Source organism: Acidobacteriota bacterium (genome assembly GCA_020853395.1).
GTDB lineage: Bacteria > Acidobacteriota > Vicinamibacteria > Vicinamibacterales > SCN-69-37 > JADYYY01.
In genome coordinates this window covers 71,809-94,151 of sequence record JADYYY010000021.1, presented here as the reverse complement: position 1 = coordinate 94,151, position 22,343 = coordinate 71,809, and the positions used below count along the sequence as shown (strand labels likewise).

The following is a 22,343-nucleotide window of genomic DNA, read 5'->3' as shown; positions in this document are numbered from 1 at the left end:
TTGGCACCTCGATGTCGGCTCATCGCATCCTGGAGCTGTAGCAGGTTCCAAGGGTCCGGCTGTTCGCCGGTTAAAGCGGTACGTGAGCTGGGTTTAGAACGTCGCGAGACAGTTCGGTCTCTATCTGCCATGGGCGCAGGAGATTTGAGTGGGGTTGACCTTAGTACGAGAGGACCGGGTTGAACGCACCTCTGGTGTACGAGTTGTCGTGCCAACGGCAGCGCTCGGTAGCTATGTGCGGACGGGAGAAACGCTGAAAGCATCTAAGCGTGAAACCCTCCACGAGATGAGATCTCCCTGGATCGCAAGATCCCTGAAGGCACCTGGAAGATGACCAGGTCGATAGGTCGGGTGTGGACACGCCGTGAGGCGTGGAGCTTACCGATACTAATCTGCCGTGAGGCTTGATCATTGATTCTTTTCGCTGGACTCGCAGCCAGCACATTCTCAGCACGCGTGGTTGGCGTGGTGACGAGAAACTACCGTTTGCAGGATATTCAGCTGTCAGAACGTTTTGCGGCTGGGAGGCGAAATGCGCTCCCACCCGCACGTGCCGACGGGCGTATGTTCCGTCGCCACACCTTGAAATTTGGTTTCCCGGTGGTCATAGGAGCAGGGTCACACCCGTTCCCATTCCGAACACGGAAGTTAAGCCTGCTACCGCCGATGGTACTGCATGGGTAACTGTGTGGGAGAGTAGGTCACTGCCGGGATTTTTTCAGGCCGGACGCCGAGAGGCGTCCGGCCTTTCTGCTTTCTGCACGCGTCTTGTTGGCTGCCGGATGAGGATGATCGGCTCTCCAGGACCGCTACTGACGGTCGAGGAGGAACCCCTGCCCCGCAGGCAGGGCCAAGGCACCTCACCCCTCGTTCTCTTCTCGTGTCGTCGAAATGCCGACGTCCTGCACGCCGTCGGTGCCGTTGAGCTGCTTGAGAAGGTCGTCAGGGAGCCTGTCCGGACGCAGCCGAATCAGGTAGGAGGCGTTGAGGGATAGCCCCTGTTTGGCCGTCGTCAGCGATAGCAGGCGATGGTCCAGCGTGTGTGTCTCGATGGTCTTACCTACCAGGGCATGAAGATTCTGGCCGATGCCAACACGGACCGTAAGCGTATACTCCAGACCACCGGCGCCGTCGAGCCCCTTCGGCTTCATCCAGAACGCCGCCGCCGTCACGATGGCGATGCCCGTCACGGCGACCGGTACGTTGTTGCCGCCAACCGCCATTCCGACGATGACGGCGAAGATGACGAAGGCCGTGTCCTCCGTGTCGCGCACCACCGTCCGGAATCTGACGATCGAAAGCGCACCCACGAGGCTGAACGCGCGCGCGACGTTGTCGCCAATGACCTGGGTGACCATCGCGATCAGCACCGTCAGCAGGACGAGCGTGGTCGGAAACGTCGGCGTGCGCTCGCTGCCCGGTCGAGACCAGAGATAGACCACGGCGACGAGTCGGCCCAAGACGAGGGCGAATACGAGTCGCACCGCTACCGTCTCCCACGCGAGCGTGGGACCGGCGGCCAGTGCGTTGGCCAGCAGTTCAGGCATACCATCGGCTGCCCGGGACGAACGAAGCGCGCCGAATGCGCGGGCCCCTGGGAAGCGCCTCCAGTGAAGAGACGATACTTGAAAACAAGCTGCGTGCGCGCGAGTCGGTCCGACGGCGGGCGGTGGGATGAGAGCGGCCGGTCGTGGCGGACACGCCGAGGCAGGCGTCATATTCTCTTCACGCCCGTGTCATGCTCTTGTCACACGTCCCTTCGACGGGTGTTCTAGCAATAGAGGAGGAGCCACGTGGTGACGACGGCAGACGAGACCGGTTCGGCGCCTCGACGCCGTGCCCTGGTGGTCGAGGACGAACGGCACATTCGCGATCTCGTGACTCTTCATCTCGGTCTGGAGGGACTCGACGTCGCAGTGGCAAATGCCGGTGATGAAGCGATCCGACGAACCGAGGCCGAGCGCTTCGACCTGGTCATTCTCGATCTGATGCTGCCGAACGTGGACGGTGTCGCGGTGTGCCGATCGATCCGCCGGCAGTTGCAGAATGGCGACGTGCCCATTCTCATGCTCACGGCACGACGCGATGAGTCCGACAAGGTCCTTGGCCTGGAAAGCGGCGCCGACGACTACCTCACGAAGCCGTTCGGCATTCGCGAGCTCGTGGCTCGTGTACGGGCGTTGCTCCGGCGACCTCGTCGATCTGATGGCCCGGCCTCGCCACAGGCAGATGTCGTCGAAGCCGGGCCGCTTCGACTGGACGCGAGGCGCCGGCAGGCGATGCTCGACGGTCAGCCGATCGAGCTCACGCCCCATGAATTCGATGTTCTATTCCTGCTCGCTGCGCACCCTGGCATCGTCTTCACACGCGAGACGCTGCTCGATCGGGTATGGACGCCCGAGACGCACGTCACCGAGCGAAGCGTGGATACTCTGATCAAACGGCTCAGGCAGAAGATCGAGGCCGACACGAGAGATCCGAAGCTGATCCTGACCGTGTGGGGCACGGGTTACAAGTTCACCGATGTCTGAACCCGTCTGGTATCGCAGCCTCTATTGGCGCATCGCGCTGGGCTTCGTCGGGGTCCTGGCGGCGGTGCTGCTCGTGCAAGCGATCGTCTTCCTCTGGATGACCGGCCGGATGGCGGATCTGTTTCCGAACCGGACGCCGGCACAACTGGCTGCCGCGCTGGCGGCGGATGTCTCAGGACTGCTTAGCGAGAGGCCCGACGCCGATCTCGACAGGTTCATCAACGAACGCTACTCGGGCTCGTCACGCGGCTTCGTGGTCGTCCTCGCCGATGGGCGTACGGTCGTGAATCATCGCGTGCCCCCGCCGCCGATGCTCGCGCGCCAGGCCCGCGGACGCATCTTCGAGGGGATGCAAGGGGGACGACGAGACCGTGGCGAACGGTCTGGCTGGCGTGAGTTCGGCCGCGGCTCGTCCGGGCCCGCCGGCGTGCCGCCACCAAGCGGGGAGTTCGCACCGGTCGTCGTCAACGGCACCGTGACCGGTATCGCGGCCGTGCCGCTCGAGCCGCCTCCGTTGTGGATGGCGGCCCGAGACCTTGGGCCACTCCTGGGAGCCGTAGCAGCCGTGCTCCTGACGGCCGGCACCGCGGTGGCGGCTCTCGTGATCTTCCGCCCGGCGCGCAGAAGGCTGCGTCATCTGCAGGATGCGGCCCGGGCGATCGGCGCGGGCGAGTTGGGCGTTCGCGCTCCAGTTGCGGGCGGCGACGAGGTCGCGGCGCTTGCAGGCGTATTCAACGAGATGGCCTCTGAGCTGGAGCAGCGCACGACGGCGCTCGAACGCTCGGATCGGACGCGACGGCAGCTCCTTGCCGACGTGTCGCACGAGCTGATGACGCCACTCGCGGCCGTGCGCGGCTACGTCGAGACGCTCCAGATGAAAGAGGTCTCGCTCGACGCCGAGACCCAGTCGCGCTACCTGCAGATCATCAGCGAGGAGGCCGAACGCCTGGAACACATCATCGGGGACCTGCTCGATCTCGCGAGGCTCGAAGGCGGCGGAGGGACATGGCGCATCGAGCCGGTAGCGATTCCGCAGCTGTTCGATCGAATCCGGCGACGGCACGAGCAGGTGCTCGCCGACCGGGGAATCGCATTGCTGACGACGATCGAGCCGGAAGCCATGACGCTGAGCGGAGATCCGAACAGGCTCGAGCAGGCACTGCAGAACCTCGTAGCAAATGCGATCCGGCACACACCGGACGGTGGGACCATCGCGGTTCGCGCGCAAGCTGATCCGAAGGGCACGCGATTGTCCGTCGAGGACACCGGTCAGGGGATTCCCACCGAGCACCTGGATCGAGTCTTCGATCGGTTCTACAAGGTCGATCAGTCCCGCACCGGCACCGACATTCCGTCGGGCTCCGGCCTGGGGCTGTCGATTGTCCGAGCCATCGTGACACGGCACGGCGGCCAAATCACCGCGTCGAACCGCCCGGAAGGCGGCGCGCGTGTCGAGATCGTCCTCCCACAGTCGACAGCAGTGTAGCGAGCAATCGTCGCGGCAAGCCTTGCTCGTCCGTGCACTACAATCACGGTGCCGTCCGCAGACCGAATCTGATCCTGACTGTGCCCATGCCCCGGCTGTTGATCTTCGTCGTGGCCTATCATGCCGAACACACGATCGATGGAGTGCTGTCGAGGATACCGCCGTCACTCGGAGACACGTACGACACCGAGATCCTGGTAATCGACGATTCTTCGCACGATCGGACGTTCGAGATCACCCAGGCCGCAGCAGGGCGCGGCGCGGTGAGGTTCCCGATCCGCGTGTTGTTCAATCCGGTGAATCAAGGCTACGGCGGCAACCAGAAGATCGGCTATCAGTACGCCATTACGCAGAAGTTCGACTACGTTGCGCTGCTCCATGGCGACGGCCAATATGCGCCCGAATGTCTGCCTGACCTCGTGCGTCCCGTTCATGACGGATCTGCGGATGTCTGCTTCGGATCGCGGATGCTGTCCGAGCGCTCCGCACTCCAAGGCGGCATGCCTTTCTACAAGTACGTGGGCAACCGCATCCTCACGTGGTGCGAGAACCGAGTCCTTGGGGCGGCGCTGAGCGAGTACCATTCGGGCTATCGCGTGTATGCGGTCCGGGCGCTGGCGCAGGTGCCATTTGACCGGAACACGAACGACTTCCACTTCGACACGGAGATCATCGTGCAGTTGCTGAGGGCGGGGCTGCGCATCGCGGAGCGGCCCATCCCGACGTACTACGGGGACGAGATTTGCCGGGTGAACGGGCTGAAGTACGCGAAGGACGTGATGATAGCCGTCTTGAAGGCCAAAGCGCAGGATCTGGGCATCTTCTACGAACCCAAGTTCGACTGCGCTCAGCCGGCCGCTCCGGTCGAGACCTACCACTCGAAGGTCGCATTCGAGAGCCCCCATACGTTCGCCCTCAGAACCGTCGGCTCGGGAACAAGGACGCTCGATCTCGGGTGTGCGGGCGGTCGGGTAGCCGCCGCGATTCGGGCCAACGGGAACTACGTGGTCGGCGTGGACCAGCGGTCGCCGCATCCGGACGTCGCGCTGGACGGATTCCACCTCCATGACCTGAATGCCGGCCTGCCGCCGGTCGACGTCGCGGCCTTCGACTGCGTGCTACTGCTGGACGTGCTGGAACACCTCGCACGACCCGAGCAGTTCGTCGCCGACCTCGGACGCGCCTGTGGGCGGCGCCCGTCGACGCGGATCATTGCCAGCACCGGAAACGTGGCATTTGTGGTGACGCGGCTGATGCTGCTGATCGGACAGTTCAATTACGGGAAGCGCGGGATTCTAGATCTGACACACACCCGCCTGTTCACGTTTCGGTCGTTCCGTCGTTTGTTCGAGCAGCAGGGCTTCGAGGTCCGCTCGATGACGGGCATGCCGGCGCCCGTTCCGCTCGCCATTGGCAGCACGTGGATAGCTCGCGGCCTTCTCGCGGTCAACAGGCTCTTGATCCGTTTGTGGCGGAACTTGTTCTCCTATCAGGTAGTTCTCGTCGCACAGCCACACCCCTCTCTTGATCTGCTCCTCACACGCGCCGAAGCACGCGGGGAGCGGGAGCGCGTGTCGGTGTGAGCTCGCTGGCTCGGTCGGCAGCCGGACGCGCGGATCGTCTGTTGGCCTGGTGTTTTGCTCGGGCGTGGCCGAGCTACGCTGCAGTGGTCCTTCTGCAGACAAAAGTACTGTGGGGCATCTGGCGGTACCGAGACCTCACCACGGGCGACACGAGCTCCTACTTCCGGGGTGCCGCCCTCTGGGCGAATCGGCACATGGTCGATATCGTCTGGTCGCCCCTGTACACGGCGTTCTACGGAACGGTCTACGCCCTCCTACGCGATGCCTACGCGGCGACCACGGTGCATCGTGTCGCGATCGTCCTGGCGGCTACGGCGGGCGTCCTGGCGGTCATGCGACGTCTGCTACCACCCGCGCTCGCGCTGCTCGTCGCCGTGTGGTGGGCGGTGATGCCGATCAACTTCAACACGCTGTATGAAGTACACCTCTTCGCCTTGTTACCTCTTCTCGCGATTCTGCTCATTGTCGGGCACGTCCGCGGGAGCGTAGGCCGAGGCCTCGCCCTGGGGGTGTTCCTGACATCGGCCGTGCTCGTGCGAAATGAGCTCTTCCTCGCCAGCGGGCTCTTCGCGTGCCTCTGTGGGCTTGCCGAGATCCGCTCGGACAAGGCCCGGAAGGAGTGGCGTGGGGTGTCGGGCCGGCTGGCGTGGTATCTCGCTCCGATGATGGTGGCGGCTGTTGTCTGCACCATGTTTCTGTCGCGCTCGATCGTCCGCGGTCCGGCACTGTCCGCACACGTCGCGGCCAAGCACACCGTCAACATGTGTCAGGTCTATGCGTTCGGGTATTCGCAGCGTCATCCCGAATGGCACGAGAGCCCGTGGACCGAGTGTTACGCGCTCGCCGCCGCCACGTTCGGCTCGCCGACGCCCACGTTCCGGCAGATGGTCGTCGCAAATCCTCGCGCGGTGCTGGCACACATGAGCTGGAATCTCGCGCTGGTTCCGGCGGGCCTGCAGTTGGCGTTGTTCAATCGAACCTGGGGCGGCGCGAACCCGGACTATGCGCCCGTCGAGCATCCTGATAGCGCACTGGCAGTCGTGTTGTCCGGTGCGGCCTTGGTCGTCACGCTTCTCGCAGCGCGAGCCCTGTGGCGAGACCGTCGCCAGTGGTGGCAAGCCTGGTACCGTTCCCGCGCGATGTTGTGGGGCGCGATGGCGTCGATCTCTGTCGTGTCACTGCCGGTGATCCTGACGCAGCGGCCGCGGCCATCGTATCTGTTCGGTCTGACCGTGTGCCTCATGGCGGTCTGCGCGAGCGCCGTCCAGATCCTGACGCGCCGCTGGAGCGGGTGGCATGGCCGCGCGGCCGCCGCTATCGTGCTCGTCTCCCTGATCGTCGTGTCGCCCTACTATGCAGAACATCGCTCGTCGCGTCCTTTGATGAATGCATATCGGGCACTGCGGCCTGTCGTGCCGGTGCTGAATCGGCTGAACGGCCGGGTTGTCCTCGGTGACTTCGCTTGGGAGCTCCAGTCCTATCTGGGCCTCGTGGGGGCGGCGTCGTACGACAGCTACGATTTCCTCATGGCGGCACAGAGCGCCGGCGGCGGCCTCGAACGCGCTCTGGACGATACGATGGTGTCAGCGCTGTTCGTGCAGCCTCGGATCCGTGGAGATCTCAGCCGGATGCCTGGCGGCGATCGCCTGCTGCAGGATCCTGAAGCGCACGGATGGCAGAAGCGTATGCTGGCTAGCAACGGCGGAGCGGAGTGGATCCTGCTGTTTCGGTGACGAGATCCGGCGCGGCACGGCGCGTGATGCTCGCGGCGGTCGCGACGGCCGGTCTTTGGTCGACCGTCCTGGGCTCGCCCGTCCAACTGCATTCGATCGGTACGCCAGGCGAATTCGTCGCCGATCTGAATGCTCGGCGCGCACGAACGATGGCCGCGCTCGGTGCAGAGACCATGCTGGTCCTGTGGAGCGCGCCGCCGCGCGTCTATTCGGCTGACATCGACTACCCGTACCGACAGGAATCCAGTTTCTTCTATCTGACAGGCATCGCCCAGCCGGACACGGTCCTGGTGCTTCTGCCCGGAGCCAGGTCGCGGCGGGCGATCGTGTTCGCGAAAGCGCCGAACGCGCAGCACGAGCTCTGGTCAGGCCACTTGCTGACGCCAGCGGAGATTACCTCCGCCGGCGGCATCGAGACCGTGATCGTGCAGGAACGCAGTGAGCAGTTCGATCGCTTCATCGACGGGCTGCTTTCGGGCCGGTTCGAAGGCTCATCGGCTGGTCTTCCGGCAGGCGAGGTCGCCGATGTGATCGACGCCGTCCGCCAGGGCCGGGCGCGGCTGGCGGTGGTCGGACGCGTGACGGATCGCGACGTCGATCTCGGACTCGGTCGAGACGGCGAGACGCAGGTTGCCTGGGCTCGTGCGATTGTCGCGAAATACCCGTCCGTCCAAGTCGTCAGCGCAGCCGAGATCCTGCTCCAACAACGACGAATCAAAACGCCCTATGAGCAGAGGGTGCTACGCCGAAGCGTCCAGATTTCGGCCGAGGCCCATCTCGAGGCCATGCGAGCGACGAGGGCTGCCCTGTGGGAATACCAGATCAAGGCCGTGCTGGAGCATGGGTTCCTGTCGCGCGGCGCGATGTCATGGGGTTACCCGCCGATCGTTGGCAGCGGTCCAAATGCCACCACGCTGCACTATCTCGCTGCGACTCGGCAGATGCAGGCGGGCGACCTGCTCCTCGTTGACGCGGCCGGGAGCTTTCAGGGGCTGACTGGTGACATCACTCGAACCTGGCCCGTGGGCGGCAGGTTCACGTCAGCACAGCGCGCGATCTACGACGTGGTGCTACGCGCCCAGGATGCGGGGATCGCGGCCGCACGGCCGGGCCGTCCCGTGAGCGACGTCACAGCGGCAGTACGACAGTCAATTGCGGAAGGCCTCGCCTCGCTGGGATTCCTGCGCGCGTCAGGTGGGCCCGAACGGGACGCCCAGGTCGATCTCTGGTATCCGCACGGACCAGTCCATGGCATCGGCTTGGACGTGCACGAACCGATTGAACGGCTCGACGTCGGATCGGCCTTCGTCATCGAACCGGGGATTTACATCCGGCCCGACGCGTTCGATCGGCTGCCGCCGTCGTCGGCCATGCAGGCTTACGCGGAGGCTGTCCGGCCGCTGGTGGACCGATACCGAAACATCGGGATTCGCGTCGAGGATTCGTTCCTGATGACGCCGAATGGGCCCGAGATGTTGTCCCGCGCCGTGCCGCGCCGCGCCGCCGAAGTCGAGGCCGCCGTCGGCAGCGCTCGTTGAAGCATGCGCGCCCGTCTCCGGTGATAGAGTACGGCCGCTTCGGAGTGGGACTGTGCGTATCGCAGCTGGCATCGATCTCGGCGGAACCGCGATCAACTACACCTTCTTGACTGAGGACGAGACGTTCCTGCTCGAGCGGCTCTGTGAACATCCGAGCCTCTCGAAGGAAGGTCCGGTCGTCTGCCTGCAGCAGATCGCTGACGGGCTGCTGATGGCCGCGACGATGGCGGGCCTCGATCCGAGCGACGTCGTCGTCATCGGGCTCGACACGCCGGGACCGGCGAGCGCGGAGGGAGTGCTGAGCGCTCGCGGCTCGACGAACTTCGTCCACCCGGCATGGGCGGGATTCGACGTCCGGTCGGGATTGGAACGTCGCCTGAACGTTCCGGTCGTCTATCTCAACGATGGAAACGCCGGCGCGCTCTGGGGGCACTTCACGCTGTTCGGTGCGTCGAACGAGGCCACGTCGGTGTCGGCCATCATCGGCACGGGGCTGGGCGGCGGCGTCATCGCGAACGGGCGGGTGGTCATCGGCCGGCACGGGTTCGGCGGCGAGTCGGGCCACGTGCTCGTCCCGTATCAGAGCATTCCAGGAATCGATGGATTGGTGCCGCGCTGCAACTGCGGCAGGCTCGGAGATCTCGAGTCCCTCTGCTCGCTGACTGCGATCGAACGATCGCTGTTGCCGTACTTTCTGGCGAAGGCGCCGCAGCACCCGCTCGCGAGCGTGGGCGATGCCGCGCGCGCCGCCAGGCTCGTTCGCGGGATGGCCGAACGCGGCGATGAGCTCTGTCGTGAGGTGTTCCGGGTGCAGGCGCGTGCGCTCGGGTTGTTCTTCGACGAGATGATCAACACCTTCGATCCCGATGCACTCATCGTCGGCGGCGGCGCGCTCGAGACCGATGAAGCATTCCAGCGCTGGTTCGTCAGCGAGATTCGCGCCGGCATGCCGCCGCAGCGCGAAGAGCAGGCAGGCATCCCGATCCACGTGATGCCCAACGGCGACACGGCGGGGTCGCGCGGCGCGGCGATCGAGGCCCTGCGTCTTCTCAGGGCGTCACAAGCGTCGGTCTAGACCGACAGCCGCCGAGAGCACGTTCCGGTGCGCGTCGAAGAGCGCGTCCATGCGCGATCTGAACGGGCGGTGCTCGACGTCGAGGTCGCGCCCGACGGCCACCAGCAGTTCGACGAGCCCGTGAAAGTCATGGAGCGCGATGATTTCCGAGCCGAGGCGTCTATCTGCCGGCTCGGAATCACCGATCATGTTGTGGTAGTTGGCCAGCGGCATACAGAGGCACGCAGCCTCATAGCCGAATGCGGTGAACGCCGTCGCTTCGCACGTGCCGCCCGTCATCAGTTTCCGCTGCCAGGCGAACTGCGGTTTCTCATCGGCATGACGGGCGGCGATCGCGGTGATCGCATTCGTCAGCGGCCCGCTGAAGACCCCGGAGCGGTCGCCGACGCGCACGATCGGGCCGGCGCCGACGGGCGAATCCGTGAAGGCGCGTGACGTTTCCACGCAGACGATGGCGCTGTCTGGCGGCAGCGTGCCCGCTCGGCAGCAGGCGATCGCGCCGATGAATCCAACCTCCTCCGCCCGAGTGAACAGAACGCGCACGTGGCCGCATTCGGGATCGTGCGCGAGCCGATCGTACGCCGAGAGCGTGGCCGCGACGCCGGCCAGGTCGTCGCACGCCCGGGCATGGAGCCGGCCGTCGACGATCCTGGGCAGCGGCAAGTCCTCGTCGAGCGCCCACCGCGCGATGTCGCCGGGACGTATGCCGGCGCCGGGCGCATTCAGCGCCACCATCGCGCGAGGAAACGGCTTGGCTTCGCTGTCATAGGCCGAGACAATGCCGCGATGGAGGCGACTGCGTTGATCGGTGACCTCCACGGCGGCGCCCACGAAGTAGTGTGGCTGCACGCCGCCTCGGAACTCCGTCTCGAGCTCCCGCTGAGCCGTGCGACGCCGTACCACGAACGCCGGATGATCGAGATGCGCCGTGACGTAGAGCGGACGCCGGCGGCGATCCGCGCGGGTGATGACGCGGCGACACAGAAGCAGATTGCCAGCTCTGTCTCGAGTGAGCGTCAGATGAGGACGGCGCCGCGCCCATCGCTCGACCCACGCGATGACTCGGTCCTCGTGGCCGCTCGCCGTCGGGATGTCGGTCAGCTCCAGCAGCCAGCGCTCGCGGCGCGCGCGCTCGGCTCTCGAGGTCAACGATGCCATGGCTGGATTGTAGCGACTGGACTCGACGCCGTTAGCGGCGGGGCCGCGTGTCAATCGCGGGATACAGCCAGGAATGCTCGAGGCCGGCATGGCGATGGCCGTAGCGCGCTGGCACGTCCTGGGTCCAGTTGCTCGGGATGGACAGCGAGACGAGCAGCACCAGCGCGAAGCCGGCCTTCTGCAGCAGCGACGCCGGCACGTCGGGACCGGCCAGCGGCACGATCGGCGGGCGAGGCGCCAAGCGACCCAGCCGGCGTTGCCTCGACCGCCAGAGCAGCACGCCGCCGAGCGCCATCATGACGATGTTCAGCGTCTGTCCCGTACCGAGGGCCAGACGGTGTGTCGGGTAATCTCGAAACAGGTCGAGGAAGATCCGGAGGAACGCATACCAGAACACGAACCTCGCCGCCGCAGCTCCCGGCGCCGGGTTCGTGCGCCGCACGTGGATGAGGTAGGGAATCAAGAGCAGGTTCTTGACCCCGTCGTACAGCACAACCGGATGGCGCACGCCGGCCGCATCCGGGAACTGCACGCCCCACCAGACGTCGGTCATCGCACCGACGATCTGCCCGTCGATGAAGTTGCCGAGGCGTCCGATGCCCATGAGGAACGCACCGGGAACAACCAACGCATCGGCCAGCTCGAGCAGCGGCTTGCGGAACGCGTACGTGTAGACGACGAGGCCCGCCGCGGCGCCGGCGAGCAGGCCATGGGTCGCCATTCCGCCCAACCAGAGCGCGGGAACGAACTCGGGATGGTCTCGATAGAACGGCCACTCATCGAACGAGACCTCGACCGCGCGCCCACCGAACAACACGCCAATTGAGAGGCACAGCGACAGACCGTAGAGCTCCCGCGACGTCAATCCCAGACTGCGGCGATGCCGCGCCGCGTACCCGTGCAATTGCAGAAAACCGACTGCATAGCTGAGTCCGTACCACCACAGGTGTACGCCCGAGACCGTGGTGAGAATCGGATCGATTCGGTGGACGAAGGGGCCGGGCATCGCAGCCAGACTACCGGAATGCCGCCGGCGGCGCGAGAATGGTTCGCAGGTGCCGGCACGATGGCTCTCGCATGGCTTCTCGCTCTGATGCCGTGGTTCTGGCCGGCTGCCATCGGCAGCGCGAGGGCGGCCGACGACCCCGACGCGCTCTATGCCGATCGTGAGCGGATCGCGAGCGCGTTGCTCGCTGCCGACATCTGGGAGCGGCGCCTTGCTGCCGATCCGAACGATTTCGAGGCGGCCTGGAAGCTGGGACGTGCGGGCTACTGGGTGGGTGGCCACGTCGATCGCGACAAGCGTCGCGCTCAATACGAACGGGGCATGGCAGCCGCGCGCCGCGCGATCCTGCTGCAACCCGATCGTCCTGAAGGTCACTTCTGGCTGGCGGCCGACATGGGCGCCATGGCCGAGTCGTTCGGTCTGATCGCGGGGATCCGATACCGCGGGCCCGTCAAACGCGAACTGGAGATCGTGTTGCGGATCGATCCGGCCTTTCAGCAGGGCTCGGCCGATCGCGCGCTCGGCCGGTGGTACGACAAAGTCCCCTCCCTGTTCGGCGGCAGCAATGCGAAAGCCGTCGAGCACCTGCAGCGCTCGCTCACGTACGACCCAGAAAGCGCCGCCTCACACTACTTCCTCGCCGAGGTGCTGCTCGACATGAAACGAAAGGGCGAGGCCCGCGCTGAACTTGAAAAGGTCATCGACGCTCCTCTCCACCCGGAGTGGATCCCGGAAGTGAACGAGTTCAAAGCAAGAGCGCGAGCGCGGCTCGCCGCGCTCGACTGAGCGAGTCCTCGGCACACTCGGCCGTCACGAGCTGACCGACGTGCCGTCGACACTGAGCCGCATTCCCCTAGCTCCCGGCCTGCGTGATCGTCAATGTCTTCGTCTCCACCGTGATCGTCGCCGTCCGCTGAACTCCCGTCGTGTTCGCATCGATCGTGTAGAAGACCCAGCCCGTGTCGCGCATGCCCGTTCCGGTGCCTTGCGACGTGATCCGGACCCAGGACGCGTTCGAGACCGCGGTGAACGAGCAACTGATCGGGCACGACGCGCTCACTGGATCCCCGAAGACATCGATCCGATCGGACGCGCCGGAGGCGGAGACCGCCTGACTGGTTCGCGACAAGGCGAACAGGCAGCCTTCCTGTGTCACCCACACGTTCTGGCCGGCGGTCGGGAATGGCCACCGAACCTGCAGCGGTGCGCGGCGCGACCCTTCTTCCTTGTAGACCGTGCTCGTGAACGTGATGCCGGCGGACCCGGTCCCCTGCCCGGGCGTGCCGAGCCCCAGCCACCCGGCGCCTGAGGTGACGGTCCAGGGGCATCCTCCACGCGTGGCGAGATTCACCTCGCCGACGGTCTGATGCCAGTGCAGGACGAACTCGGTGGGCGATACCTGGTAATCGCAGTCGGCCGGGCTGGGCTGCGTCTCGACGGGGATCTGCGTCAGCAGGACCTGCACACCCGCGATCGAGACGACGCCCGTGCGCATCGTCGCACCGCCATTGCGGGACACGGCATAGCCAACATCGCCCTGACCCTGTCCAGGTCCCGCGAGCACGATGCCGATCCAGTCCACGTTCGATTCCGCCTTCCACGGGCAGCCCGCGGCGGTGAGGACGTGCAGCGTGCCGTTCCCGCCTTCACCTGAGAACGTCGCCGCGCGCGGAGACACGTCATAGGTGCATTGCGCCCGTCCAGCCTGCGCGACCGTGACCGTGATGTCCTGAACCTTGAAGTGTCCCACCCGCGTGGCCGAGCTCTCGTTGGACGCCACCACGTAGGTGATGGTGCTCGATCCGGCGCCGGAAGCAGGCTGCACCGTCACCCAAGCGTCGGCCGCCGATGTCGTCCAATCGCACGTCGCACGGGTCGTCAGCACGACGTTTCCGGTACCGCCTGCGGCATCGGCCGTGACCGAGGTCGGCGACAGCGCGTAGCTGCACGGCAGCGGTGTCGGTTCGGATGGCGTATCACGGCAGGCCCACAACGTCCACGCGGACAGAAGAACACCGAGGGCTGATGAGCGAGCAAGGTGCCGCATATGGAAGCCTCGGAGGTGCGTTCCGCAAGACCTCGGCCACACTGCGATCGCACGATGACGGATTGCGCCGGCGAGCCACACGCGGCAGCCCGCGGAAATCAGCGGCGGTCCGGAATATTCCCGCCGAGGAGCCCGTTCCGCCTGGCCGGGTCCTCTTCAGTACGTCGCCCGTCCTCCCGACAGGTCGAAGACGGCGCCGGTGCTGAAGGAGCAGTCCGACGAGGCCAGCCAGGCCGCCAGCGCGGCCACTTCGTCGACTCTCCCGAACCGGTTCATGGGGATCTTCGAGAGCATGTACTCGATGTGCGCTGGGGTCACCTGTGGGAGGATGTCGGTGTCGATCACGGCCGGCGTGATGCAGTTCACGAGCACGCCAGTCTGGGCGAGCTCCTTGCCCAGCGACTTGGTCAGGCCGATGACGCCGGCCTTCGCCGCACTGTAGTGCGACGCATTGGGGTTGCCTTCCTTGCCGGCAATGGACGCGATGTTGACGATCCGGCCGTAGCCATTGGCGATCATCTGCGGGACGAGCGCGCGGCAGCACAGGAACACGCCGAAGAGATCGATCTGCAGGACCTCCTGCCATTGCTCGGGCGTGCACTCCCACGTCTTCTTCGCGACGCCCGCGATCCCGGCGTTGTTGACGAGGATCTCCACCGTGCCCGCCGCTGCAAGCGTCGTTTCCGCCGCCGTCGTGACCGACGCCGCGTCGGCGACGTCCACGGCCACGCCTTGCGTGTGATGGCCGCCGATCCGCCTCGCCGCCTTCTCGAGTGCGGCCGCATCGCGATCCCACAGCCAGCACGTGGCGCCCGACGCGGTCAGCCGTTCCGCAATCGCCAGGCCGATGCCTTTCGCGCCGCCCGTGATCACCGCGCGCCGGCCTTTCACATCGATCTGATTCATGGCCACCTCTCTACTGCTGTTGGAATCTCGCGGCTCTGAACAGCGGGTCGGCAGCAGACAGCAGAATCCAGCGCAGCCGCGCCGGATAGTCCTGCGGCAGTTCGTCCACGAACCTCCGCACGTCAGCCGCGGTCTGCACGGATTGGTAGCCGCCGAGCGTGGCGTCCGCCCACCGCTTCGGAAAGAAGATGTCGCCAGTGCGTTGCAGCTCCGGCAGCAGTGCGAGCGCTGGTCGAATCAGACGCCTTGACGACGATGCCCGGAGTGGATGGTGCAGGTACCGCATGCCGTCGATGGTCCACGACTCCTGGCGCCGTCCTTCGGCCCGCGTCAGCGCGGTGAAGAAACCCTCTCGGATTGCCGGATCGGCCGACACGGCCGGCAGGAGGAACTCGAATCTCGCTCGCCGGTCTGGGTTCGCGATGCGATCACGTTGGGCGGCGAGGATCTCGGCGGCGTGTTCGACGTCGCGCAGCGCGAGCTCGAGCGCAAGATCCGTTTCGTCGACTTCCGTCAACGGCAGCCCCGGGATCGACGCGTCATGGCGCCAGAGCTGCTCGAGCCACGAGACGCCGGCCTCGCTCAGGGCGATGCTGCGAAAGGCGGCGAGCCATGCGCCCTTCAGGCTCGGCCGGGTGGCGGCGGCCAGCCCGCGCCGGAGCACGGGCTCGAGCTGGGCGGCCGCCTCCTGCCTCGCATCCGGACCGGTGAATCGCCAGAACAGCTCCCGAACGCGTTCCAGCATGTGCTGCACGTTGAGCTCGTCGGGCTCCGAGGCGACGCTGTCAGCGAGCAGGCGGAATACCTGTTCGGGCTCGACGCGGTTCTCGAGCATGGCCTCCCAGAGCGCGACGAGCGCGGCTCCGCGCACGAGCGGATCGCGAATCTCCGGCAGCCGGCGCGTCAAGTAGGCGAGCGTGGCGGCATCGAGATCGAAGAAGCCGTACTCCGCGCCACGTCCGACCGGCAGCACCCACGCCGGTGCCGGGAGGCCGACGGCTTGCGCAATCGTCGTCTCGCGCTCCTCGAGCATCACGTCGAACGTGTGGACCGCCCGGCCGGCCTGCAGCACCACTCGCGCGCGCTCTGGCCAGACGAGCGCGCGGCCGCGAGCATCGTCCTGTACGAACGCCAGGCGAGCGATCGCGCCGCGCTCGGTCGCCAGCTCCGTTCGAATGGTCGGGCGGCCAGGCTGCTCGATCCACGCGCGGCTCCAGGCGCGCAGGTCGAGAGTCGTCCGCCGATCCAGGCGGTCGACGAGGTCGGGCCAGTCGGCGTTGCCGTACCGATGAGCCTCGAGATACTCGCGCAGCGCGTCACGAAACAGGTCTTCGCCAACCGCGAGCTCGAGCTGTCGCATCGCAACCGGCGCTTTCTGATAGATGATCGCCCCATACAGCGTTCCGGCCTCGTCGAGGTTGTCGAGCGGCTGGCGGACGGGATTCGCGCCGGCCGTGCGGTCGACGTCATAGGCGGCCGGCACGTGCTGATACAGAAAGCGGAGATCGTGGTTCACGTCCGGGAACGCCGGGGACACGATCTTCGCGGCCATCAGGTTCGCGAACACCTCTTTCAGCCACACGTCGTCGAACCACGAGATCGTGACGAGGTTGCCGAACCACATGTGGGCGGTCTCGTGCGCGATGAGGCTCGCCCGGTTCAGCAACTGGTTCTGCGTTGCGGAGGGATCGAGCAGCAGGCTCCCGGCGTTGTAGTACAGCGCGCCGGGATGCTCCATGCCGCTGAACTGGAACGCGGGCAGGAGCACGACGTCGAGCTTGCCGAACGGATACGGAATGCCGGTATAGGACTCGAGCCAGGCGAGGGCCTGCGCCTGGAGGTCGATGAGCGCCTCGCGGTTCCTTGCGATACGGCTTCGGTCCGTCTCCCGGTGGAACAGCCGAATGGGCCGGCCGTGCCGATCGGACGACTCGACCGCAAATCGGCCCGCCGCGAACGCCACGAGATACGTGGGCAGCGGCTCGGTTTCCGCGAACTGGACGCTCGTTCGTCCGCCGGCCGCAGGCGCGCGCGTCGACTCCGCCGCGTTCGCCACGGCCACCCAATCGTGCGGCATGTCGAGTGTCACGGACCATCGAGCCTTGAGGTTGGGCTGATCGAAGCAGGGCAGCGCGAACGAGGCCCGCGCGGGCACGAACAGCGTGTAGAGGTACTCGTCGTGCCGATTCAGGGCTTCGTCGCCGGCCACGAACTCGAGGTCGATCGTGTTCCTACCGACCTCCAGCGCGGACGCCGGGAGCACGATGTGTCCATTGACGGGCGAGACCGCCACGTCGCGGTTGCGGGCGACGACACGGCGCAGGTGGCTGGCCGGCTGACGGAAGTCGAGCGCGAGCGCCGACGAAGCGTCCGACAAGGTGAAGCTGATGGTCACGCGTCCCGTCACCGGATCGGCGAGCGAGGCCGGCAGGTGCAGTGACACCGCGTACCGCAGGTCACGGACGCGCGCGGCGCGGTCGCGGGCGAGCGCGAGCGGAACGCCCGGATCAGGCACGACGGCGCGATGCGACAGATGCCAGATGAGGCCGCCGGCCGCGGCCGCCGCCGTAGCGGCGAGGACGGCCAGCGATCGGCGGGTGCGGAATGGGAGTCGCACGCCGCACGATTCTACGTCTCGAAGGCGCGCATGATGGCGTCGTAGCCGAGCCTGGCGCCGCGCTCGAGCACGGGGCGCCGCCGTTCGAGCCGGCCGATCGGGTAGTCGCTCACGCGGATGGCCCGAACCGCTGTGCGGCCGAGCGGGCCAGTGCCAGCGTCGACATCGCGTATCAGCGCCGCGTAGGGGCCAGACCGGCCAAGGTAACGCGCGGCCAGGTCTGGCGAGAGACGTCGCAGCCTCGGACCCACGAAGTAGCGGTCGAGCGCCGACGGCTTCGGCCGCATGCCGCCGCCTCGCGTGAGCAGCGCCAGCACGTGCGTGTGCCCTTCGCGCTCGGCCGTCGGGATCGGAATCGGCTCCGTGATCGACGCGTCGAGGTAGCGTCGCCCTTCGTACTCCGACGGCTCGCCGGCGACGACGGGCATCGTGGCGCTCGCGCGCAACGCATCGAACAGTTGCGCGGCCGTCCGGAACCCGCGCAGGGGACGGGAGATTCGCGCGTCGACGTCGGTCGCGATCACGGTGAGCGGCGACGCCGCCCGGAGCACGCGCTCCGCATCGAGCCGCTTGCGGTGACGCGCGACGTCGTCGAGCAGGAACGCCAGGTTGACGATCGGCCGGCCGCGGACCGGGCGTGCGAGGTCGATGAACCTGGTGTTGTTGATGTCCTCGTAGTAGATCGACGTGCCCAGCCCGGCCTGACCTGCGAGGAAGTAGGCCGCATTGATCGCACCCGCCGAGGATCCGTACACGGCGTCGAAGACGTCGCCGTAGCCGAGATCCTCGAGCGCCCACACCATGCCGGCCGAGATGACGCCGCGCATGGCGCCCCCTTCGACGACGAGCGCGATGCGCGCCGCGTCGTCGAAGGGGCGGACGCCGCGAGCCTTGCGTCGGCGCAGCAGGTCAATCACCTGCGGCGTCGGTCCGAACGAGCGTCCGGCGGAGAGACTGGTAAGAGGCCGTGAGCAGTCGGGTGATGGCCGGCAGGTTCGGATCCACGTCGCTCGCGTCGAACAGCAGGGCGGCCTCGGCTCGCCGAGCCGCGGCATCCGATGCCGCACCCGGGCGCAGCCGGTACCGCAGCTCGTAGTCCCTCTCGATCAGCGGGGCGACCTGATCGAGCGTGCTGAGATGAGGAAGACGACGCGTGACCCACCAGTTCAGCTCCGCGCGCGCGACCGCGGATGGATCGAGGTCCGCCTTGGTCCAGGCCTTCTGGACGCCGGCTGCCGTCTCGAGATCCGGTAGCACACGCTCGTAGCGGCTGTGCAGTCCTTGGAAGGTCAGCGCCGCCCTCGTGGTGTAGAACCCCGCTTCGAGCGCCCGGAACCACGAGTATCGGTGCTGCTCACGCTGAAGCCTCACGGCGTTGACGAAGGCGCCGAACTCCTCACGGGCGCGCGTCGCCTGCCAGAAGGCGACCTCACGTTCGGCCACGGTTTCAGGACTGAAATCGCCGGGCCCGAGCCCTCCGAACGGCCCTGCGACGAACCCGAGATAGACGACGCCCCCAAGGATCGTCAGCGTCAGCAGGCGGCCAAGGCTGAGCACGGCGGCGATTCTAGCAAACGGCACGCCGACTCTTTGGCGCCGTCATCGAAACCAGCTACGCTGGGTACACATCCAAGACCAGGGGGATCCATGGCCACGGATATCAAGTTTGACGTGACGCGGACGGAAGACGAATGGCGCGCCCGCCTGTCGCCGGAGCAGTACGACGTGCTGCGCCGCCACGGCACGGAGATGCGAGGGACGAGCCTGCTGAACAAAGAAAAGCGGCCTGGCGAGTACCAGTGCGCCGGATGCGGACAGGTGCTGTTCAACTCCGAGACGAAGTACGAAAGTGGCAGCGGCTGGCCCAGTTTCTTCGCGGCGCGGGAAGACGCTGTCGGCACGAGCGTGGATCGCTCGCATCTGATGTCCCGCACCGAGGTGCACTGTGCGCGCTGCGGCGGACACCTCGGCCATGTGTTCGAGGATGGCCCGGTGCCGACAGGCCTTCGCTACTGCATGAACGGCGTCGCGCTCACGTTCACGCCCACCGGATCGGAGGAGCCGCAGCGATGAGCTACTTCGGCGCGAAGCTGCGGATGCCCTCGTCAGCCGAGGCGTTGAAGGGCAGGGACGAACCGCTCCCGGTGCCTGAACACCACGCGGTCAACGGCCGGCCGCTCGCTGGCCCATTTCCGGCAGGGCTCGAACACGCGCTGTTCGGCATGGGATGTTTCTGGGGCGCCGAGCGGAAGTTCTGGCAGGCGACGGGCGTCTACACGACCGCTGTCGGCTACGCCGGCGGCTACACGCCGAACCCGACGTACGAGGAGGTGTGTTCTGGCCACACCGGGCACGCTGAGGTCGTGCTCGTCGTGTTCGATCCGCGCGTGATGCGCTACGAGGAGCTGCTCCGCCTCTTCTGGGAGAACCACGACCCCACGCAGGGGATGCGGCAAGGCAACGATGTCGGCACGCAGTACCGCTCGACCGTGTATGTCTACTCTGCGGCACAGCGTGCTGCCGCCGAGCGGAGCCGCGCCGAGTACGGCCGCGAGCTGGCGGCGCATGGGCTGGGCGAGATCACGACGGAGATCGCGGATGCGCCCGCGTTCTACTACGCGGAGGCCTACCACCAGCAGTATCTCGCGAAGAACCCGAATGGCTACTGTGGGCTGGGCGGCACAGGCGTGAAGTGCGGCGTCCCCGCGTGAGCATCGCGTGCCCGCTGCGCCGCTGGTAAGCGCGCAACGCGCGGCAATCACCAGCGTCCTGGCCAGCCTCCTGCTGGCTGGGGCGAACGTCGCCGTCGGCCTCGCCACGCAGTCGCGCAGCGTCGTCGCGCTCGGCGTGGAGTTCGCCGGCGACGTGCTCGCGTCGACCGCCGTCCTGCTCGGGCTGTGGTTGGCCGCCCGCCCGCCGGATGCCAACCATCCGTACGGACACGGCCGGGTCGAGACTCTGGCTGGGCTCCTCGTCGGGTTCGTGCTCGTCACCGGCGGAATCGGCATCGCCTACCGGTCGCTCGCGTCCGGTGAATCGCGGCATGCCCCGGGAGCGGCGGCGACGGCCATCGTGCTCGTGACGATCGGCGTGCGCGCCGCGACGGCCGCTCTCAAGTTCCGCGTTGGACGGCGGGTCGAGAGCACGTCGCTCATGGCGGATGCGTGGAACGACTCCGTCGACATCCTGTCCGCTTCGGGCGCGCTCGTCGCGGTCGGGCTCGCTCGCTTCGATCCCGCTCGGTTCGCGTGGGCCGATCGCTATGGCGCCGCGTTCGTTGGGCTCGTCGTGGTCGTGACGGGCCTGCGGGTGGTGCGCCAGGCGTCGCTCGATCTCGCCGACACGATGCCGACGCTCGAACGCACGGCCAGCCTGCGGCGCGTCGCTTGCAGCGTGCCCGGCGTCCTCGGCGTCGAGAAGCACTACGCGCGCAAGACGGGGCTGCAGTACCACGTCGATTTGCACGTCGAGGTGAGCCCGGAGATGACGGTGCGCGCATCGCACCAGATCGCGCACCAGGTCCAGCAGCGGGTCCGGGCCGAGCTGCCCTGGGTCGCCGACGTGCTCGTGCACATCGAGCCGGCGCCCGACGCGGGCACGTCGGCCGTCAGCGACCCGCGCTGAACGTGTTGCAGGCGTCGACGCGGCCGCTCTCGAGCCCGCGTCGAAACCACTCGACGCGTTGAGCGGACGAGCCGTGGGTGAACCGCTCCGGCGACACGCGCCCGCCGCCCATGCGCTGGATGCGGTCGTCGCCGATGGCTGCCGCGGCGTTCAGCCCTTCTTCCACGTCGCCTTCCTCCAGGATGTTCCGCTGTGCCGACGAATGGCCCCACACGCCCGCGTAGCAGTCCGCCTGCAGCTCCATGCGCACGGAAAGCGCGTTCGCGTCGGCCGGGTTCGCGCCCTGCAGGCGCCGAACCTGCTGCTCCGTTCCCGTGAGCGTCTGGACGTGATGGCCGATCTCGTGGGCCAGGACGTAGGCCTGCGCGAAGTCGCCGCCTGCCCGGAACCGCTGGCGCAGCTCGTCGTAGAACCCCAGGTCGATGTAGACCTTGCGGTCGGCCGGGCAGTAGAACGGGCCCGTGGCCGATTGGGCGAAGCCGCACGCCGAGTCGATGGCATCACGAAAGAGCACCAGTCTCGCGCGTTCGTACTGCGGGCCGAGGATCTGCTCCCAGGTGTTCTGTGTGTCGTCGAGGACGAACGACACGAACTGCGTCAGCTCTTCCTCGGCGGCCGTCGTGGCCACCGGACCCGACGAGCCGGGCGCTGGTGCGTCGCCAGCCGGCCCGCTCGAGAGCAGCGAGAGGAAGTCCTGTCCGGTCAGGAGGCTCAGCACGAACAGGATGGCCAGGCCGCCCAGGCCGATGGGGGCGACACGCCCGAGCCGCATGCCGCCGCCTCCGTAGCCAGGCGTCTCGCCGCGCCGGTCCTCGAGATCACGACTTCGTCCACCGGGTGTCCAGCGCATCTCGACCTCCAGGTCCGTAGGTCATTCTAGAATGCCCCAGGGATGGCATTGCCACGCGCGTCCGCGCGGTCGCCGATTGCCGGCGCGACCCGCGAACCGGGCACCGCGGCCGATGCCTCCAGGTGTGCGGATCGGGCACGGCTGAAACTTCCGTTCTCCGCCGGGGTTCGTCGACGGCCGGCGTTCGAT

General features: G+C 66.9%; 19 protein-coding genes and 2 rRNA genes. 12 read left to right on the top strand and 9 right to left on the bottom strand.

What is annotated here, in order from left to right:
- Positions 1 to 412: ribosomal RNA gene (locus tag IT184_19035) — 23S ribosomal RNA — on the top strand; the annotation flags it as partial.
- A gap of 184 nt (positions 413 to 596) precedes the next feature.
- Positions 597 to 713: ribosomal RNA gene (gene rrf / locus IT184_19030) — 5S ribosomal RNA — on the top strand.
- A gap of 147 nt (positions 714 to 860) precedes the next feature.
- On the opposite strand, the gene IT184_19025 is transcribed toward rrf, so the two are convergent.
- Positions 861 to 1,547, bottom strand: a complete 687-nt coding sequence (locus IT184_19025) for a DUF4956 domain-containing protein (GenBank protein MCC7010913.1) — start codon at positions 1,545 to 1,547, stop codon at positions 861 to 863.
- Positions 1,548 to 1,796: 249 nt separating this feature from the next.
- On the opposite strand from IT184_19025, the gene IT184_19020 reads away from it, so the two are divergent.
- From IT184_19020 to IT184_18995, 6 genes are all read left to right on the top strand, one after another.
- On the top strand, positions 1,797 to 2,531 hold the full coding sequence (locus tag IT184_19020) for a response regulator transcription factor (GenBank protein ID MCC7010912.1): 735 nt from the start codon (positions 1,797 to 1,799) through the stop codon (positions 2,529 to 2,531).
- Positions 2,524 to 4,017, top strand: coding sequence for a HAMP domain-containing protein (locus tag IT184_19015; protein ID MCC7010911.1), 1,494 nt, complete (start codon positions 2,524 to 2,526; stop codon positions 4,015 to 4,017). Before IT184_19020 ends, IT184_19015 begins: the two co-directional genes overlap by 8 nt.
- A gap of 86 nt (positions 4,018 to 4,103) precedes the next feature.
- Positions 4,104 to 5,600 (top strand): glycosyltransferase, encoded by a 1,497-nt coding sequence (locus IT184_19010; protein MCC7010910.1) that lies wholly within the window; start codon positions 4,104 to 4,106, stop codon positions 5,598 to 5,600.
- 194 nt (positions 5,601 to 5,794) lie between these two features.
- The gene (locus IT184_19005) at positions 5,795 to 7,333 is read left to right on the top strand and encodes a hypothetical protein (protein ID MCC7010909.1); all 1,539 of its coding nucleotides are present in this window, start codon (positions 5,795 to 5,797) and stop codon (positions 7,331 to 7,333) included.
- Between the two features lie 23 nt (positions 7,334 to 7,356).
- On the top strand, positions 7,357 to 8,871 hold the full coding sequence (locus tag IT184_19000) for an aminopeptidase P N-terminal domain-containing protein (protein ID MCC7010908.1): 1,515 nt from the start codon (positions 7,357 to 7,359) through the stop codon (positions 8,869 to 8,871).
- Positions 8,872 to 8,923: 52 nt separating this feature from the next.
- Entirely contained in the window at positions 8,924 to 9,946 is a 1,023-nt protein-coding gene (locus IT184_18995; protein MCC7010907.1) for an ROK family protein, read from the top strand.
- Here the strand turns inward: IT184_18995 and IT184_18990 are convergent.
- Both IT184_18990 and IT184_18985 read right to left on the bottom strand, forming a co-directional pair.
- Positions 9,929 to 11,104, bottom strand: coding sequence for a M20/M25/M40 family metallo-hydrolase (locus IT184_18990; protein ID MCC7010906.1), 1,176 nt, complete (start codon positions 11,102 to 11,104; stop codon positions 9,929 to 9,931). The genes IT184_18995 and IT184_18990 overlap by 18 nt on opposite strands.
- Before the next feature lie 31 nt (positions 11,105 to 11,135).
- Positions 11,136 to 12,110: a prolipoprotein diacylglyceryl transferase gene (locus IT184_18985; protein ID MCC7010905.1), complete on the bottom strand. Its 975-nt coding sequence runs from the start codon at positions 12,108 to 12,110 to the stop codon at positions 11,136 to 11,138.
- Positions 12,111 to 12,197: 87 nt separating this feature from the next.
- On the opposite strand from IT184_18985, the gene IT184_18980 reads away from it, so the two are divergent.
- The gene (locus IT184_18980; protein ID MCC7010904.1) at positions 12,198 to 12,896 is read left to right on the top strand and encodes a tetratricopeptide repeat protein; all 699 of its coding nucleotides are present in this window, start codon (positions 12,198 to 12,200) and stop codon (positions 12,894 to 12,896) included.
- Between the two features lie 67 nt (positions 12,897 to 12,963).
- Here IT184_18980 and IT184_18975 read toward each other — a convergent pair whose 3' ends face one another.
- The 5 genes from IT184_18975 to IT184_18955 all read right to left on the bottom strand — a co-directional run bounded on the left by IT184_18975 (position 12,964) and on the right by IT184_18955 (position 19,237).
- Positions 12,964 to 13,995, bottom strand: coding sequence for a BACON domain-containing protein (locus tag IT184_18975; protein MCC7010903.1), 1,032 nt, complete (start codon positions 13,993 to 13,995; stop codon positions 12,964 to 12,966).
- Between the two features lie 318 nt (positions 13,996 to 14,313).
- Positions 14,314 to 15,063, bottom strand: coding sequence for an SDR family oxidoreductase (locus tag IT184_18970; protein MCC7010902.1), 750 nt, complete (start codon positions 15,061 to 15,063; stop codon positions 14,314 to 14,316).
- 10 nt (positions 15,064 to 15,073) lie between these two features.
- Positions 15,074 to 17,680, bottom strand: coding sequence for a hypothetical protein (locus IT184_18965; protein ID MCC7010901.1), 2,607 nt, complete (start codon positions 17,678 to 17,680; stop codon positions 15,074 to 15,076).
- Positions 17,681 to 17,691: 11 nt separating this feature from the next.
- Positions 17,692 to 18,597 (bottom strand): patatin-like phospholipase family protein, encoded by a 906-nt coding sequence (locus IT184_18960; GenBank protein MCC7010900.1) that lies wholly within the window; start codon positions 18,595 to 18,597, stop codon positions 17,692 to 17,694.
- The gene (locus IT184_18955) at positions 18,590 to 19,237 is read right to left on the bottom strand and encodes a hypothetical protein (protein MCC7010899.1); all 648 of its coding nucleotides are present in this window, start codon (positions 19,235 to 19,237) and stop codon (positions 18,590 to 18,592) included. Before IT184_18955 ends, IT184_18960 begins: the two co-directional genes overlap by 8 nt.
- 90 nt (positions 19,238 to 19,327) lie before the next feature.
- Between IT184_18955 and msrB the strand changes: the two genes are divergently transcribed.
- The 3 genes from msrB to IT184_18940 are packed head-to-tail and all read left to right on the top strand — an operon-like array spanning position 19,328 to position 21,304.
- Positions 19,328 to 19,753, top strand: a complete 426-nt coding sequence (gene msrB, locus IT184_18950) for a peptide-methionine (R)-S-oxide reductase MsrB (protein MCC7010898.1) — start codon at positions 19,328 to 19,330, stop codon at positions 19,751 to 19,753.
- Entirely contained in the window at positions 19,750 to 20,391 is a 642-nt protein-coding gene (gene msrA / locus IT184_18945) for a peptide-methionine (S)-S-oxide reductase MsrA (GenBank protein MCC7010897.1), read from the top strand. The genes msrB and msrA overlap by 4 nt, the downstream gene beginning before the upstream one ends.
- Positions 20,392 to 20,413: 22 nt before the next feature.
- A complete protein-coding gene (locus IT184_18940; protein ID MCC7010896.1) occupies positions 20,414 to 21,304 on the top strand; it encodes a cation transporter in 891 nt (296 codons plus the stop codon).
- On the opposite strand, the gene IT184_18935 is transcribed toward IT184_18940, so the two are convergent.
- Complete coding sequence (locus IT184_18935; protein ID MCC7010895.1) at positions 21,288 to 22,154, bottom strand: zinc metallopeptidase; 867 nt, start codon at positions 22,152 to 22,154, stop codon at positions 21,288 to 21,290. The two genes, IT184_18940 and IT184_18935, sit on opposite strands and share 17 nt — an antisense overlap.
- Positions 22,155 to 22,343: the final 189 nt, after the last annotated feature.

Bases quoted from the DNA above. Each gene is read 5' to 3' on its own strand.
- IT184_19025 (MCC7010913.1), bottom strand. From the start codon at position 1,547: ATGCCTGAACTGCTGGCCAACGCACTGGCCGCCGGTCCCACGCTCGCG.
- IT184_19015 (MCC7010911.1), top strand. From the start codon at position 2,524: ATGTCTGAACCCGTCTGGTATCGCAGCCTCTATTGGCGCATCGCGCTG.
- IT184_19010 (MCC7010910.1), top strand. From the start codon at position 4,104: ATGCCCCGGCTGTTGATCTTCGTCGTGGCCTATCATGCCGAACACACG.
- IT184_19005 (MCC7010909.1), top strand. From the start codon at position 5,795: ATGGTCGATATCGTCTGGTCGCCCCTGTACACGGCGTTCTACGGAACG.
- IT184_18990 (MCC7010906.1), bottom strand. From the start codon at position 11,104: ATGGCATCGTTGACCTCGAGAGCCGAGCGCGCGCGCCGCGAGCGCTGG.
- IT184_18985 (MCC7010905.1), bottom strand. From the start codon at position 12,110: ATGCCCGGCCCCTTCGTCCACCGAATCGATCCGATTCTCACCACGGTC.
- IT184_18980 (MCC7010904.1), top strand. From the start codon at position 12,198: ATGCCGTGGTTCTGGCCGGCTGCCATCGGCAGCGCGAGGGCGGCCGAC.
- IT184_18970 (MCC7010902.1), bottom strand. From the start codon at position 15,063: ATGAATCAGATCGATGTGAAAGGCCGGCGCGCGGTGATCACGGGCGGC.
- msrB (MCC7010898.1), top strand. From the start codon at position 19,328: ATGGCCACGGATATCAAGTTTGACGTGACGCGGACGGAAGACGAATGG.
- msrA (MCC7010897.1), top strand. From the start codon at position 19,750: ATGAGCTACTTCGGCGCGAAGCTGCGGATGCCCTCGTCAGCCGAGGCG.
- IT184_18935 (MCC7010895.1), bottom strand. From the start codon at position 22,154: ATGCGCTGGACACCCGGTGGACGAAGTCGTGATCTCGAGGACCGGCGC.